Genomic DNA, 14,142 nt, shown 5'->3' with positions numbered 1-14,142 from the left:
CTAGGTCAAGCTCCGAGACTCAGCCACGTCGTACTCGGCGACCGCCGCGGCAAGAATCGAGGCCGCCTGTTCGCCGCTGGGACCGTCGCCGCGAAAGGTTTCGACGGACTGCCGCGAGTCCCACCGCTCGACGATGTTGATCCGACCCGGGTCCACCAGGTCCGCGCCGATGGCGAAGTCGAGGCAACCCGGCTCGCGGCGCGCCTGCTCGACGACTTCGACACAGCTGGCGAGGTAGGCCTCCCGCCGAACCTGGCTGGACACCGTTGATCATGAAATGACCACCGGCTGTGCAACACCGCAGGTTTCATGGTCAAGTCGCGATGAGCGACCTTCTACCAGCCGGTAAGGGCTCCCACCGCTACTTGACCATGGAGCGCCGGGCCGCGGCGGAGCGGAGCATCGCCAACTCGTGTGTGCCAGCTGGCCGGCCTACTCGAAGCGGAGGGCTTCGATGGGGCGAAGGCGGGCCGCGCGGTGGGCCGGGTAACCCCCGGCCACCACCCCGATCGCCAGGCTCACCCCGAACGCCACCAGCACCGGCAGCATGGTCACGATCGGCACCGGGAACGCGGGGAACAGCTTGGGCAACGCGAAACTGCCGATCATCGAGAGGCCGACGCCGATCGCCACGCCGGCCAGCCCGCCCAGGCCGGTGAGGACCACCGCCTCGATCAGGAACTGCTTCAGGATGGCCCGCCTCGGCGCGCCGATCGCCTTGCGGATGCCGATCTCCCGGGTCCGTTCGGTGACCGACACCAGCATGATGTTGGCGACCCCGATGCCGCCCACGACCAGGGAGATCGCGGCGACGGCGGTGGTGAAGACGGTCAGGAAGGTCATGTACTCGTTGCGACGGTCCAGCATGTTCTGGTACCCGCGTACGTTGAAGTCACGGTCCTTCTCGGTGCGGATGCGGTGCTGGGAATCCAGCACCCGGTTCACCTGCTCGGTGGCGGCCGGGACGGTGGCGGCGCCGGTGGCCTTGACGATGATCTGCTCGACCACGTTTCCGCTGCCGGTCAGGTAGGCCCGGGCCGCCTCCATCGGGACGATGGCCACCTTGTCCTGCTGCTTGTCCCGGGCCAGCACGCCGATCACCTTGAACGGCGTGCGGCCGATCCGGACCTCCTGGCCGACCACCTCGGCGAGGTTGGCGCTCCTGCCCCACAGCTCGCTCACCGTGTCCTGGCCGATCACGGCGACCTTGGCGCCGGAGCGCTGCTCGGCCCGGCTGATCCAGGAGCCGAAGGCCATGGAGCGGTCCGAGACGTCCAGGTACTCATCGGGGGCGCCGACGGTCTTCGCCCTGGTCGTGGCCTGACCGGCGGAAAGCACCGCCGTGCCGCCGGTGGTCGGGGTCACCGAGGCGATGTCCGGGGTGTGCGCCTTGTCCTTCAGGGCTTCGACGTCCTGGTCGGTCAGGTCGCGCGCGGAGCCCATGCCGTCGGCCTTGCTCACCGTCAGCTGGTTGGCCAGCCGGCTGAACTGCTCGTCGAAGCCGGCTTGCATGCCGTTGCCCAGCGCAACGAGCACAATCACCGCGCCCACACCGATGACGATGCCCATCGTGGTCAGCAGCGAGCGCAAACGATTGCTGCGCAAGCTACGTAGCGCCACAACCACGGTCTCCGCAAATTTCACACCCGAAAGGGTGACAGCTCACTACGGCCCGTGTGTGGGTTTTCGGCTATGGATTTCCTATGAAGCGGCTCGATCGCGACGTCCGTCGGGCGGCCGGTAGCCGTCAGCGTTTGCCGACGTCGAAGCCGGCGCGGCGCAGTGCGTCGGCCATCGCGCCGCTGGGTGCGGGGCGTTCGCGGCGGCCCTGACCGCCCTGACCGCCGCCGCGCCGGCCGTCCCGGCCACCCTCGCGGCCGCCTTCTCGGCCGGCCTCGCGACCACCGTCCCGACGGCCGTCCCGGCTACCGCCCTGGCCGTCGCGGCCGCCACCGTCCCGGCCACCGCCGCCGCCCTGGCCGTCGCGGCCAGCACCGGCTCGGCCGCCGTTGCGGCCCTGGCCGTCGCGGCCGCCGCCCCGACCGCCCTCGCGGCGACCACCCCGGCCACCGTCGCGGCCACCGTCCCGGCCGCCTTCTCGACCCTGGCCGCCGTCGCGCTGGGGACGACCGCGTCCTTCGCGGCCCGGCTCATCCTCGAGCCGCATGGTCAGGGAGATCCGTTTGCGGGGGATGTCCACCTCGCGGACCTTCACCCGAACGATGTCACCCGGTTTGACGACCTCGCGCGGATCGGACACGTAGCGGTTGGCCAGCGCGGAGACGTGCACCAGGCCGTCCTGGTGCACGCCGACGTCCACGAACGCCCCGAACGCGGCGACGTTGGTGACCACGCCCTCCAGCACCATGCCCACCTTCAGGTCGGCGATCTTCTCCACGCCCTCGGCGAAGCTGGCGGTCTTGAAGGCCGGGCGCGGGTCGCGGCCCGGCTTCTCCAGCTCGGCCAGGATGTCGGTGACCGTGGGGAGCCCGAAGGTCTCGTCGACGAAGTCGGCCGGCGCCAGGGTGGCCAACGCCTGGCCGTTGCCGATCAGGCCGGACAGCTCGGTGCCGGCCGAGGCCAGGATGCGCCGCACCACGGGGTATGCCTCGGGGTGCACCCCCGATGCGTCCAGCGGGTTGGACCCGCTGGGGATGCGCAGGAAGCCCGCACACTGCTCGAACGCCTTCGGCCCCAGCCTCGGCACCTTGGCCAGGGCGGTCCGCTCGCGGAACGGGCCGTTCTCGTCCCGGTGCGCGACGATGTTCGTGGCCAGCGTCTCGGTGATGCCGGAGACCCGGCGCAGCAGCGGCGCGGACGCGGTGTTCACGTCCACCCCGACCGCGTTCACGCAGTCCTCCACCACCGCGTCCAGCGAGCGCGATAGCTTCACCTCGGACACGTCGTGCTGGTACTGACCCACGCCGATCGACTTCGGGTCGATCTTGACCAGCTCGGCCAGCGGGTCCTGCAGCCGGCGGGCGATGGACACCGCGCCGCGCAGCGACACGTCCAGCTCGGGCAGCTCGGCCGATGCGTAGGCCGACGCGGAGTACACCGAGGCGCCGGCCTCGGACACCATCACCTTGGTCAGCTTGTGCCCGACCATCTTGCTGACCAGCTCGCCGGCCAGCTTGTCGGTCTCCCGGGACGCGGTGCCGTTGCCGATGGCCACCAGCTCCACGTTGTGCTGCTTGATCAGCCCGGCCAGCGTGATCAGCGAGTCGTCCCACTGCCGGCGCGGCTCGTGCGGGTAGATGGTGGCGGTGTCCACCACCTTGCCGGTGGCGTCCACGACGGCCACCTTCACCCCGGTGCGCAGGCCCGGGTCCAGGCCCAGGGTGGCCCGGGTGCCGGCCGGCGCGGCGAGCAGCAGGTCACGCAGGTTGGCCGCGAACACGCCGACCGCGCCGTCCTCGGCGGCCTGCCACAGCCGGGTGCGCACGTCGATGCCCAGGTGCACCTGCACCCGGGTGCGCCAGGCCCAGCGCACGGTGTCCTGCAGCCACTTGTCGGCCGGGCGGCCCTGGTCGGTGACGTCGAACCGGGCGGCGATGCTCCGCTCGAAGCTGGACGGCCCGTCCTCGACGGGCTCCTCCGGCTCGAGGACCAGCTCCAGCGCCTCTTCCTTCTCGCCGCGGAACAGCGCCAGGATGCGGTGCGAGGGCAGCTTGCCGAACGGCTCGGAGAAGTCGAAGTAGTCGGCGTACTTGGCGCCGGCCTCCTCCTTGCCCTCACGCACCTTGGCGATCATGCGCCCGCGCGTCCACATGCGTTCCCGCAGCTCACCGATCAGGTCGGCGTCCTCGGCGAACTTCTCCACCAGGATGGCCCGCGCGCCCTCCAGCGCGGCGGGGGCGTCGGCCACGTTCTCGTTCAGGTAGCCGCCGGCCAGCTCGGCCGGGTCCTGGGTCGGGTCGGCGAGCAGCGACTCGGCCAGCGGCTCGAGGCCGTTCTCCCGGGCGATCTGGGCCTTGGTGCGGCGCTTGGGCTTGTAGGGCAGGTAGATGTCCTCGAGGCGGGCCTTGGAGTCCGCCTCCAGCACGCGCGCCTTCAGCTCGTCGGTCAGCTTGCCCTGCGACTCGATGGACTCGAGCACGGCGGCCCGGCGTTCCTCCAGCTCACGCAGATACCGCAGGCGCTCCTCCAGGGTGCGCAGCTGGGTGTCGTCCAGCCCCCCGGTGACCTCCTTGCGGTAGCGGGCGACGAACGGCACCGTCGACCCGTCGTCCAGCAGGCCCACCGCCGAGTCCACCTGGTTGGGCCGCACGGCCAGCTCTTCGGCGATCCGGAGATTGATCTTGCGCGCAACTGCCTCGCTCACACCCACAATGGTGGCGTCTCCGCTGCCCGAACAAAAGCAGGGGCCGGCGGGCTCGTCGCCACACTTCTCTGGTAGAGCAGGCGGCTTGCCCCCCGAGGAGGTATGACTGCAAAATGCAGTCATGAGTTCCGTCATCACCGTCCGCGGCGTGCCGGACGACGTCAAGGCCGCCTTGGTCGAGCAGGCCAGGGAGCGCGGCCAGTCACTCCAGGCCCTGGTGCTGCACACGTTGCAACAGCAGGCCGCGTTCAGCCGCAACCGGCAGATAATCGCCGAAATCGAAGAAGAACTCGGCAAAGGCGGCGGTGCTGGCCCGGACGCGCCACGCTCCTGGGAGGTCCTTGAGCAGGAACGCGCCCGGCGCACGTGATCGTCGTCGATGCCTCAGTCCTGGTAAACCTGCTCGTGTACGCCGACGGAGACGGACAAAAAGCACGCGAGGCGCTGCTCCGAGACGCCGACTGGACCGCCCCGGAGCATTGGAAAGTCGAGGTCTTCTCGGTCATCCGGAGCCTGGCTATCGGGCAAAAGATCGACGAGGCAATCGCCATCCAGGCTGTTGTCCAGCTCCCTCACCTCGCCGTCGAATCCGCGCAGCTCGATGGGCTACTCGCCCGGATGTGGCGGCTCCGCGACAACATCAGCGGCCACGACAGCGCCTACGTGGCCCTCGCCCAGGTCCGAAAGTCCACGCTTTTCACGGCCGACGCCCGACTTGCCCGAGCCGCCGCCGCGCACTGCGGCGTCGAGCTGGTCTGACCGATCGGGCAGGGTGGAGGCATGACGCGGAACCCAGTCAGCACCGAGCCACCGGCCCTGCTGTTCGACCTGGACGGCACGTTGATCGACAGCGTCTACCAACACGTACTGGCCTGGCGGGAGGCGCTCAGCGAGTTCGACCTGGACCTGGCCATCTGGCGGATCCACCGGCGGATCGGGATGAGCGGCGGGCTGTTCGTCAGCGCGCTGGCCCGGGAGACCGGGCGGCCGCTGGACGAGGAGAAGGTTCGCGCGCTGACCGAGGCGCACGCGGCCGCCTACGCCCGGCTGCGCGAGTCGGTGCGGCCGCTGCCCGGCGCGAGCAGGCTGCTCGACACCCTCACCGAACAGGGCGTGACCTGGGGCATCGCCACCAGCGGGCTGGCCGCGTCGGCGCGCTTCGCGCTGGAGCTGCTCGGCCAGTCCCAGGACACCCCGATGGTCACCCGCGACCAGGTCCGCTACGCCAAGCCCGACCCGGACCTCTTCCTGGCCGCCGCCAACCAGGTGGGCGTGGACATCCGGCACGCCATCGTGGTCGGGGACAGCGTGTGGGACCTGCTGGCCGCCCGCCGGGCCGGCGCGCTCGGCGTCGGACTGCTCTCCGGCGGCTACGGCCGGGAGGAGCTGGAGCGGGCCGGCGCCTACCGGGTCTACCAGGATCCGGCCGACCTGCTCGCGCACCTGGACGAAATTGGTGTCCGGCAGTGACCGACTCGGGTCGCGCGACGCCCGGTCCGGAGATACCTTCCGAAGAGGGGCCGGCACACTAAACCAAATGGCGTTAGGATAATAACGCCGTGGCCCCGAGCAGGGAGGCAAGAGCGTGACGTTCATCCCCGGACCCGAGGCGGAGGAGCTGCGCGGCGTGCTGCGCGGGTTCCTGGAGAAACGCTCCGCCGAGGCGGAAGTGCGCCGGCTGATGGAGACCGAGGACGGCTACGACCCGGCGGTGTGGCGGCAGATGGCCGAGGAGCTGGGCCTGCCGGGGCTGATCGTCCCGGAGGAGCACGGCGGCTCCGGCGCCACGCTGGTCGAGCTGGGCGTGGTGTTCGAGGAAATGGGGCGCTCGCTGTGCTGCAGCCCCCTGTTCGGCACCGTGGCGCTGGCGGCGAACGCGCTGCTCGCGGCGGGTGACGAGGAGGCGAACCGGCAGCACCTGCCCGGCATCGCCGACGGCACCACCCGCGCCACCCTGGCCTGGGGCGGGCCGGACCCGTTGGCCAGCACGATCACCGCCAGCCCGGCGAACGGCGGCTGGCGGCTGGCCGGCACGGCCGAGGTGGTGGTGGACGGCGCAACCGCCGACCTGGTGCTGGTGCTGGCCGGCACGCCGGACGGACTGGGCCTGTTCGCGGTCACCGCCGGCGGCGCCGAGGCCACCCCGCTGACCCCGCTGGACCTCACCCGCAAGCTGGCCGAGCTGCGTTTCACCGCCACCCCGGCGCGCGCCGTCGGCATCCCGGGCACGCTGGACGAGGAGCTGCGCACCGCCGTGGACCGCGCGGTCGTGCTGCTGGCCTGCGAGCAGCTGGGCGGGGCGCAGAAGGTGCTCGAGATGACGGTGGAGTACGCCAACACCCGGGTCCAGTTCGGCCGCAAGATCGGCTCGTTCCAGGCCATCAAGCACCGCTGCGCGGACATGCTGGTGGACGTGGAGTCGGCCCGCTCGGTGGCCTACAGCGGCGCCTGGACGGCGGCGTTCGAGCCCGAGAACCTGCCGGTCTCCGCCTGCCTGGCCGGCTCGCTGTGCTCCGAGGTGTACACCAGGGTCACCCTGGACAACATCCAGAACCACGGCGGCATCGGGTTCACCTGGGAACACCCCGCGCACCTCTACTTCAAGCGGGCCAAGAGCTCGCAGCTGTTCCTCGGCTCGCCCACCAAGCACCGCGCCCGGCTGGCCGGCCTGCTGGACATCCCGGAGGTAGTGGCGTGAGCGACCGAGCGACGGTGGAGCGGCTGGTCAAGGACTTCCTCTCCGAACATCCGGTGGAGAGCACGCCGGACCGCGAGCTGCGGGCGGCGCGGTTCGATGCCGGGCTGGCCTTCGTGCACCACGAGAAGGGGCACGGCGGACTGGGCCTGGACTCGTCGCTCAACGGCGTGGTCGAGCAGATGTTCCTGGACGCGGGCGCGAAGAACTGGTCCGGGTTCAACGTGATCGGGCTGGGCATGGCCGCCCCGACGGTCTACGTGCACGGCACCGAGGAGCAGCGCCGCAAGTACCTCAAGGCGCTGTTCACCGGCGAGGAGATCTGGTGTCAGCTGTTCTCCGAGCCGGGGGCCGGCTCGGACCTGGCCTCGCTGGCCACGCGCGCGGTCCCGGACGGCGACCACTACATCGTGAACGGGCAGAAGGTGTGGACCTCGCTCGGGCACGTCGCCCGGCGCGGGCTGCTGGTCGCGCGCACCGACCCCGACCTGCCCAAACACCGCGGCCTGACCTACTTCATCGTGGACATGAAGGCCCCGGGCGTGGAGGTCCGGCCGCTGCGCCAGATCACCGGGCAGGCCGAGTTCAACGAGGTCTACTTCAACGACGCGGCGGTCCCGGAGGCGGACCGGCTGGGCGCGGTCGGCGAGGGCTGGCGGGTGTCCATGACCACGCTGATGAACGAGCGGGTGTCCATCGGGCGCCGGCGCTCGCGGCGCGGCGAGGGCCCGATCTCCGAGGCGATCAAGGCGTTCCGCGCGGCCGCTGCCGCCGGCACCACGGACGCGGCCACCCGGGACAAGCTGATGTCCCTGTGGACCAGGGCCGAGGCGGCCCGGCTGACCAACGTGCGGGCCGCCGCGCAGGCCGGCGTGGGCACCCCGGGGCCGGAGGGTTCCATCGCCAAGCTGCAGTTCGCCGAGCTGAACAAGGCGATCCTGGAGCTGTGCGTGGACCTCCAGGGCACCGACGGCATGCTGATCAACGACTACACCATGGCCCAGCCGGACCACTCCACCGTCTCCAGCCCGGAAGCGGACATCCGCAAGACCTACCTGCGCTCGCTGGCCAACTCCATCGAGGGCGGCACCTCCGAGGTCATGCGGAACATCCTGGGTGAGCGGGTGCTCGGCCTTCCCGGCGAGCCCCGCACCGACCGCGACCTGCCGTGGAAGGACGTGCCCAGGTCATGACCCTGATAGACCCCCTGCAGTACCGGCGGGTCCTCGGCAGCTACCCCACCGGGGTCACGGTGGTCACCGCCATCGACGCGGACGGCGCGCCGGCCGGCATGGCGGTGGGCTCCTTCACATCGGTGTCGCTGGACCCGCCGCTGGTCGCGTTCCTGCCGGACCGCTCCTCCACCAGCTTCCCCAAGATCCGCACGGCGTCCAGCTTCTGCGTGAACGTGCTGGCCGCCGACCAGGAGGAGCTCTGCCGCTCGTTCGCCAAGCGGGGCGGGGACAAGTTCGCCGGGGTCAAATGGTTCGAGACGGAGTCCGGGGCGCCCCGGCTGGACGGCGTGGCGGCCTGGATCGACTGCGACTTCGAGTCGATCACCGACGCCGGCGACCACTACTTCGTGCTCGGCCGGGTGCGGGACCTGGACGCCGACGCCGGCAAGCAGCCGCTGGTGTTCTTCCAGGGCGGCTACGGGCGGTTCCTGGCCAACGGCGACTAGGCCGAAGGCGCTTGCTGAGCGCGCGCCCAGTTGGGCGCGTCCGGGACACGCTAGGTGAGCACCACCCGGCCGTTGGGGCCGGCCAGGGTGACCACCAGGGCGGCGCGGTTGCCGGCGTCCACGGGCAGGTCGGCGTCCAGCGCGCGCAGCGCGCCACGCACCCCGTCCGGTATCGGGTGCGTTGCTTCGAAGGCCTCCAGACCGATCTCGGGCAGGCCTCGACTGGGCGGCGTCGGGGTGGCCCCCCAGTCGATCAGGAACGGCACCAGCGCCGGCCCGTCCCGCACATCGGCCCAGGTCAGCCGCCAGTTCAGGGTCTCGCCGGACGGGGTCGCCCGGGACATCGGGGCGATCTCGCCGGGGTCGTAGCCCCGCTCCTTGGCGGCGTCGACCGCGGCGTCGAGATCGTTGGTGCGCACCGCCCAGGCCATCACACAGGGCTCGCCGAGCCCGTCGATGCCGAACGGGCGCGGCCGGGTCGGCGTCTCCTGCGCCGGGTCCGGCCCGATGATCTCCAGGAAGGCGTCCGCGCCGAGCCCGACCAGGTAGTTCGCCGTGCCGATGCCCACGTGCTGCCCACCCTTGGCCGGCACCACCCCGGTCAGCTCGGTGAACTCCTCCACCCCGGCGGCCAGGTCCGGCACCGCGTACACAATGTGATCCAACACGGCCGCCACCATCCCACTTCGGGAGCGGAAGTTCAGGCTGGCGCACACGGTTTGGCGCTGGCACACGGGCTACAGAGCGTGTGCAAGCGCCAAACGGTGTGTGCGAGCCGCCGAGCGGGCGGCCTACGTGAGGCGGGACTTCTGGACCTTTCCCATGGCGTTGCGGGGGAGGGTGTCCACCAGGCGGACCTCGCGGGGGCGTTTGTGGGCGGAGAGTTGGGTGGCTACGTGGGCGATCAGCGCCTCGGCGGCCACCCGGTCGGCGACGACGAAGGCCACGATCCGCTGGCCGAGGTCGTCGTCGGGCAGCCCGACCACGGCCGCCTCGGCCACCGCCGGGTGGTCCAGCAGCGCCGCCTCCACCTCGCCCGCTCCCACCCGGTAGCCACCGGTCTTGATCAGGTCGGAGGACCGGCGACCCACGATGCGGTGATAGCCGGCGGCGTCCCGGACCGCCGCGTCACCGGTGCGGAACCACCCGTCCGCGGTCCGGCAGGCCTGGGTGGCCTCCGGCCGGCCCAGGTAGCCGTCGAACAACGTGTCGCCCTGGATCTGCAGGTCACCGATGGTCTCGCCGTCGTCGGGCACGGGTAGGCCGGCGTCGTCCACCACCCGCGTGCGGACCCCGGCGATGGGCTCCCCGACCCAGCCGGCGCGCCGCTCGCCGTCCGCCCGGACCGCCACGGTGATCATCGTCTCGGTCATGCCGTACCGCTCCACCGGTGGCTGGCCGGCCAGCGCGGCGACGTCCCGGAACACCGACGGCGGCAGCGCGGCGCTGCCGGACACCAGCAGCCGGGCCGAGCCCAACGCCCGCGCGCTGTCCGGGTCGGCGGCGATCCGCGACCACACGGTGGGCACCCCGAAGAACAGCGTGCCCCCGTGTTCCCGGGCCGCCGCCGCATAGGCCTCCGGGCGGGGCCGGCCGGTGTGCACCAGCGGGCTGCCCGCCCGCAGCGCGCCGAGCACACCCAGGATCAGCCCGTGCACGTGGAACAGCGGCAACCCGTGCACCAGCACGTCGTCCGGGGTCCACGCCCAGGCATCGGCCAGGCCGTCCAGCCCGGCGGCCATCGCCCGGTAGGACATCACCGCGCCCTTCGGGCTGCCGGTGGTGCCCGAGGTGTACATGATCATCGCGGTGTCGCCGGGCGGCCGGGCGGCCCAGGTCGAGCCGGACCGGGCGGCGAGGTCGACCGGCACGATCTCCGGCCCGTCGGTGAGTGGCTCGGCCGGCGGCGGGCCCAGCCACAGCTGGGCGCTGGAGTCGCGCAACAGGTGTGCCCGCTCGGCCGGCCCGGAGTCCGGCGGCACCGGCACCGAGGGCACGCCGGCCAGCAGGCAGCCGGCGATCGCCACCACGGTCTCCAGCGTCGGCCGCGCGTGCACCGCGACCGCGCCCGCCCCGGCCACCCGGTCCGCGACGGCCGAGGCGGCGGCGAACAGCTCGTCCCGCCGCAGGCCCTGCCCCGCCACGGTCACCGCGGCCCGCCGGTCGCCCAGGTCGGCCGGGCCCAACAACCCCAAGTCACCCACCCGCCCACCCTACGTCCGGGCATTGACCGCCGCCGGTCACTTAATCTAAATTCAAAACGGTGACGAGCACACGGGTTGACGTGGACGCACTGGTGATCGGCGCCGGCGCCGGCGGGCTGTGCGCGGCCGCGCGGCTGGCCCACCAGGGTTACCGCACCATGGTGGTCGAGCGGCTGGACCAGGTCGGCGGCCGGGCTTCCACGCACGACATCGACGGCTTCAAGGTGAACAACGGGGCCATCGTGCTGGAGCTCGGCGGCATCATGGAGCAGACGTTCGCCGAGGTCGGCGCGCCCTATGACGTCCGCATGCCGAAGCCGCCGCTGATGTACCGCATCGGCGGCAAGACCCTGGACATCACCGGCGGCGGCTGGGGCTTCCTGCTGTCCCGGCTGACCCGGCACGGCGCCAAGCTGCTGTCCGGCCTCGGCGCGGCCCGGGAGGACAGCGGCCTGCCCGAGGAGCAGCTGACCACCGCCGAGTGGGTGGCCAGGTACACCAAGAACGAGAACGTGCAGGCGGTGTTCCGCAACATGTGCGCCTCGGTGTTCGCGGTCGGCTCGGAGGAGCTGCCGGCGCGGGTGTTCCTCACCTACTTCACCCGCCGCAGCGCGTTCAAGAAGTTCGGTTTCCACCCCGAGGGCACGGTCGGCGCGATGGCCGCGCTGGCCGACGCGGTGACGCTGCACGGCGGCGAGGTGCTGCTCTCGGCCGAGGTCACCGAGCTTCGGACGGCGGACGGCCTGGTCACCGGGGCCACCGTGCGGCGGGCCGACGGCAGCGAGATCGAGGTCGGCTGCCGGTTCGCGGTCAGCGGCATCGGCCCGGTGGCCACCGCCGCGATCTGCCCCGGCCTGGGCGAGGAGTACCGGGCGGACGTCACCGCCCGGTCCAAGCCGTGCGCGATGATCACGGTCAACTTCGCCAGCCGGCGCCCGCTGCTGGAGGCGCCCGGACTGACCAGCTTCGGCGCCACCCGGCGCCTCTGCTACGTCGCCAACTTCACCGCCACCTGCCCGGAGATGGCCCCGCCCGGCTGGCACCTGTACGCCGGTGCCGGGGTGCCGAAACCGTCGGTCGGCGACTTCGACGCCGAGGCGGAGACCGAGCTGATCATGGCCGACCTGCGGGACGAGGTGCCGGGCTTCGAGGAGGCCCGCATCCTGTCCACCGCGGTGATGCGCGACGACTGGCCGCCCCAGCGCGCGGTGGCCGGCTTCGACCTGCCGCACGAGACCCCGCTGCCCAACCTGTGGCACGTCGGCGACGCGGTCAAGCAGTACGGCAACGGCGGCACCACCGCCTGCGCGGAGACCGCCCAACTGGTGGTCGAGGCGGTCGGACAGCGCTACCCGGCACCGGCACGGGCCTGAGCGCGCCCTCACGCAACCAGATTGGTTGAACACGATCGGCCGGCTCTGCCGGAAGTAGAACCCGACCAGCAGCGCGGCCCACCCGCCGCAACCTACCTCGGGGCGGGTCCCTTGCCGCCGCGGTATCGGCCCGGTTGACGGCGGGCAAAGCGGAGGTGTCGGAGCCGGCCGAGCGCACCACCTAAGATGTGATGTGTGCCAAAGCCCCGTACCGTCCGCGCGAACGGGCGGTCCCAGACCGAGACCCAGACCAAGTCCTCCCGGACCCGCGAGCGGATCCTGGACGCGGCGGCCAAGGTACTGAGCCGCAACGGTTACGCCGGCACGCGGCTGGCCGACATCGCCGAGCTCGCCGAGGTACAGGCGCCCGCGCTCTACTACTACTTCTCCTCGCGGGACGAGCTGATCGAAGAGGTCATCACCATCGGCCTGACCCGGGCGCTGGACCACGTCACCGAGGAGGTCACGGCGCTGCCGCCCGGCGCCACCGGGCTGGACCGGATCTGCGTCGCGGTCGGCGCGCACCTGGAGATGGTGCTGCGGCTGTCCGACTACTGCGCCGCCGCCATCCGCAACGGCCCCCAACTGCCCAGCGAGCTGCGGGAACGCCAGCTGATCCGGCAGCGCGAGTACGGCGACATATGGCGCAAGCTGATCGACGAAGCGGCGGACGCCGGGGAGATCCACCCGGACCTGGACACCCGGGCCGCCCGGATGCTGGTGCTCGGCGGCCTCAACTGGGCCACCGAGTGGTGGAGCCCCAACAAGGGCGCATCCCTCCGCAAGGTCATCGAAACCGCCCAGATAATCGCCCGCAACGGCCTGGCCAACCCGTCGAACTGAGCCTTCGTGTGGGGTGGCTGGGTTGGTCCGCCGTCCCAGCAGTCTCTAGGACCCGACCACGGCTCAAGCCGAGCGTCGCCGCCGACGGAACCGAGCCAGCCCTGGCCCGGGCTCCTCGGTGGCGGCATCCGCGTCCACGGCGGTTGTCTGCTCCAGGATGGTGCGCGCGACCAGACGGGGGTCGTCGTGCATGGGCACGTGGCCGACTTCGGGCAGGACGCTGAACCGGGCACCGCGGACCACCCGCTGCATCGGGCGGCCGTAACGCCGGTACGGGATGATCCGGTCGCGTTCCGCCCAGGCGATGTGCACCGGGCAGAGGGCCACGTCGAAGTCGGTCATCGGCTCGACCCGCACCGAACCGCCCATCAGCGCGCGCAGCAGGGTGCAGGCGCGCATGTCGTCCACCATGTTCTGCTCGTCCGCCTCGGACAGCCGACCGGGGTGCGCGAGCACCCGGCTCAGCCCGACCCGGCGCAGCAGCCGGTTGCCCGACAGCGGACTCAACCGGGGGTTGTCCACGGCGGTGAAGCCCACCCGGAACGTCCAGAGCAGCTTCACCAGGTCCCGGCGGGCCTGCCAGCTTCCGGCGGGCGAGATGGCCAGCACGGACCGCGCCCGGCCGCGCCGGGCCAGCTCGAAGGCCAGCCAGCCGCCCAGTGAGTTGCCGACCAGGTGCGCGGTCTCGATCCCGGCCTCGTCCAGCTGCGCGCACAGCTGGTCGGCCACGGTGTCGATGTTGGGCTCGCCATTGCTGACCGGTTCGGGACCGCCGCGATGGCCGGGCAGGGTGGGGGCGAACACGTCGTGCCGGCCGGTGAGCAGCGGCAGCACCGGGCGCCAGGCCCGCCAGGACATGCTCGCGCCGTGCAGCATCACCAGCGGCGTCCCCCGGCCCGCCCGGTAGTACGGCGTCAGCTCGAGCGGCATCGGGGATGGTTGCCCGGCCAAGGAAAGTGTGGTCACGGCGTCGTTGCCCTCCCCTCGTTTCATCGACGTTAAGTGAACGAGGAGTAGCCGGG

At 71.8% G+C, this 14,142-nt stretch carries 14 protein-coding genes; 8 read left to right on the top strand and 6 right to left on the bottom strand.

The features are described from left to right. From ABEB12_RS33475 to ABEB12_RS33465, 3 genes are all read right to left on the bottom strand, one after another. A complete protein-coding gene (locus ABEB12_RS33475) occupies nucleotides 1-264 on the bottom strand; it encodes an antibiotic biosynthesis monooxygenase (protein WP_185059990.1) in 264 nt (87 codons plus the stop codon). A gap of 168 nt (nucleotides 265-432) precedes the next feature. Continuing rightward, complete coding sequence (locus ABEB12_RS33470) at nucleotides 433-1,605, bottom strand: ABC transporter permease (RefSeq protein ID WP_185059989.1); 1,173 nt, start codon at nucleotides 1,603-1,605, stop codon at nucleotides 433-435. 142 nt (nucleotides 1,606-1,747) lie between these two features. Beyond that, nucleotides 1,748-4,324, bottom strand: a complete 2,577-nt coding sequence (locus ABEB12_RS33465) for a Tex family protein (RefSeq protein WP_345703367.1) — start codon at nucleotides 4,322-4,324, stop codon at nucleotides 1,748-1,750. A gap of 121 nt (nucleotides 4,325-4,445) precedes the next feature. Here ABEB12_RS33465 and ABEB12_RS33460 point away from each other — a divergent pair, with 121 nt between their 5' ends. The 6 genes from ABEB12_RS33460 to ABEB12_RS33435 all read left to right on the top strand — a co-directional run bounded on the left by ABEB12_RS33460 (nucleotide 4,446) and on the right by ABEB12_RS33435 (nucleotide 8,700). Next, nucleotides 4,446-4,694 (top strand): FitA-like ribbon-helix-helix domain-containing protein, encoded by a 249-nt coding sequence (locus tag ABEB12_RS33460; protein WP_185059988.1) that lies wholly within the window; start codon nucleotides 4,446-4,448, stop codon nucleotides 4,692-4,694. Further along, the gene (locus tag ABEB12_RS33455) at nucleotides 4,691-5,083 is read left to right on the top strand and encodes a PIN domain-containing protein (protein ID WP_185059987.1); all 393 of its coding nucleotides are present in this window, start codon (nucleotides 4,691-4,693) and stop codon (nucleotides 5,081-5,083) included. The genes ABEB12_RS33460 and ABEB12_RS33455 overlap by 4 nt, the downstream gene beginning before the upstream one ends. A gap of 21 nt (nucleotides 5,084-5,104) precedes the next feature. Continuing rightward, the gene (locus ABEB12_RS33450; RefSeq protein ID WP_185059986.1) at nucleotides 5,105-5,794 is read left to right on the top strand and encodes an HAD-IA family hydrolase; all 690 of its coding nucleotides are present in this window, start codon (nucleotides 5,105-5,107) and stop codon (nucleotides 5,792-5,794) included. Nucleotides 5,795-5,909: 115 nt separating this feature from the next. Then, nucleotides 5,910-7,022 (top strand): acyl-CoA dehydrogenase family protein, encoded by a 1,113-nt coding sequence (locus tag ABEB12_RS33445; protein ID WP_345703366.1) that lies wholly within the window; start codon nucleotides 5,910-5,912, stop codon nucleotides 7,020-7,022. Continuing rightward, a complete protein-coding gene (locus tag ABEB12_RS33440) occupies nucleotides 7,019-8,212 on the top strand; it encodes an acyl-CoA dehydrogenase family protein (RefSeq protein WP_185059985.1) in 1,194 nt (397 codons plus the stop codon). Before ABEB12_RS33445 ends, ABEB12_RS33440 begins: the two co-directional genes overlap by 4 nt. Next, nucleotides 8,209-8,700, top strand: coding sequence for a flavin reductase (locus tag ABEB12_RS33435; RefSeq protein WP_185059984.1), 492 nt, complete (start codon nucleotides 8,209-8,211; stop codon nucleotides 8,698-8,700). The genes ABEB12_RS33440 and ABEB12_RS33435 overlap by 4 nt, the downstream gene beginning before the upstream one ends. Before the next feature lie 50 nt (nucleotides 8,701-8,750). Here the strand turns inward: ABEB12_RS33435 and ABEB12_RS33430 are convergent, their stop codons facing one another. Beyond that, nucleotides 8,751-9,368, bottom strand: coding sequence for a VOC family protein (locus ABEB12_RS33430; protein ID WP_345703365.1), 618 nt, complete (start codon nucleotides 9,366-9,368; stop codon nucleotides 8,751-8,753). Between the two features lie 123 nt (nucleotides 9,369-9,491). Continuing rightward, nucleotides 9,492-10,904 carry an acyl-CoA synthetase gene (locus tag ABEB12_RS33425; RefSeq protein ID WP_345703364.1) on the bottom strand — a complete coding sequence of 471 codons (1,413 nt, stop codon included), beginning with the start codon at nucleotides 10,902-10,904 and terminating at the stop codon, nucleotides 9,492-9,494. Nucleotides 10,905-10,963: 59 nt separating this feature from the next. Between ABEB12_RS33425 and ABEB12_RS33420 the strand changes: the two genes are divergently transcribed. Together ABEB12_RS33420 and ABEB12_RS33415 are read left to right on the top strand one after the other, a co-directional pair. Beyond that, complete coding sequence (locus ABEB12_RS33420; protein WP_185059983.1) at nucleotides 10,964-12,277, top strand: FAD-dependent oxidoreductase; 1,314 nt, start codon at nucleotides 10,964-10,966, stop codon at nucleotides 12,275-12,277. A gap of 195 nt (nucleotides 12,278-12,472) precedes the next feature. After that, nucleotides 12,473-13,120: a TetR family transcriptional regulator gene (locus ABEB12_RS33415; RefSeq protein WP_185059982.1), complete on the top strand. Its 648-nt coding sequence runs from the start codon at nucleotides 12,473-12,475 to the stop codon at nucleotides 13,118-13,120. Nucleotides 13,121-13,183: 63 nt separating this feature from the next. On the opposite strand, the gene ABEB12_RS33410 is transcribed toward ABEB12_RS33415, so the two are convergent. Continuing rightward, nucleotides 13,184-14,050 carry an alpha/beta fold hydrolase gene (locus ABEB12_RS33410; RefSeq protein WP_345703363.1) on the bottom strand — a complete coding sequence of 289 codons (867 nt, stop codon included), beginning with the start codon at nucleotides 14,048-14,050 and terminating at the stop codon, nucleotides 13,184-13,186. Nucleotides 14,051-14,142 lie beyond the last annotated feature (92 nt).

The sequence above is a fragment of the Actinospineispora eucalypti genome (assembly GCF_039543365.1).
Lineage (GTDB): Bacteria > Actinomycetota > Actinomycetes > Mycobacteriales > Pseudonocardiaceae > Pseudonocardia > Pseudonocardia eucalypti.
The sequence above is the reverse complement of the archived record's forward strand: the minus strand, read 5'-3'. Positions and strand labels throughout refer to the sequence as shown.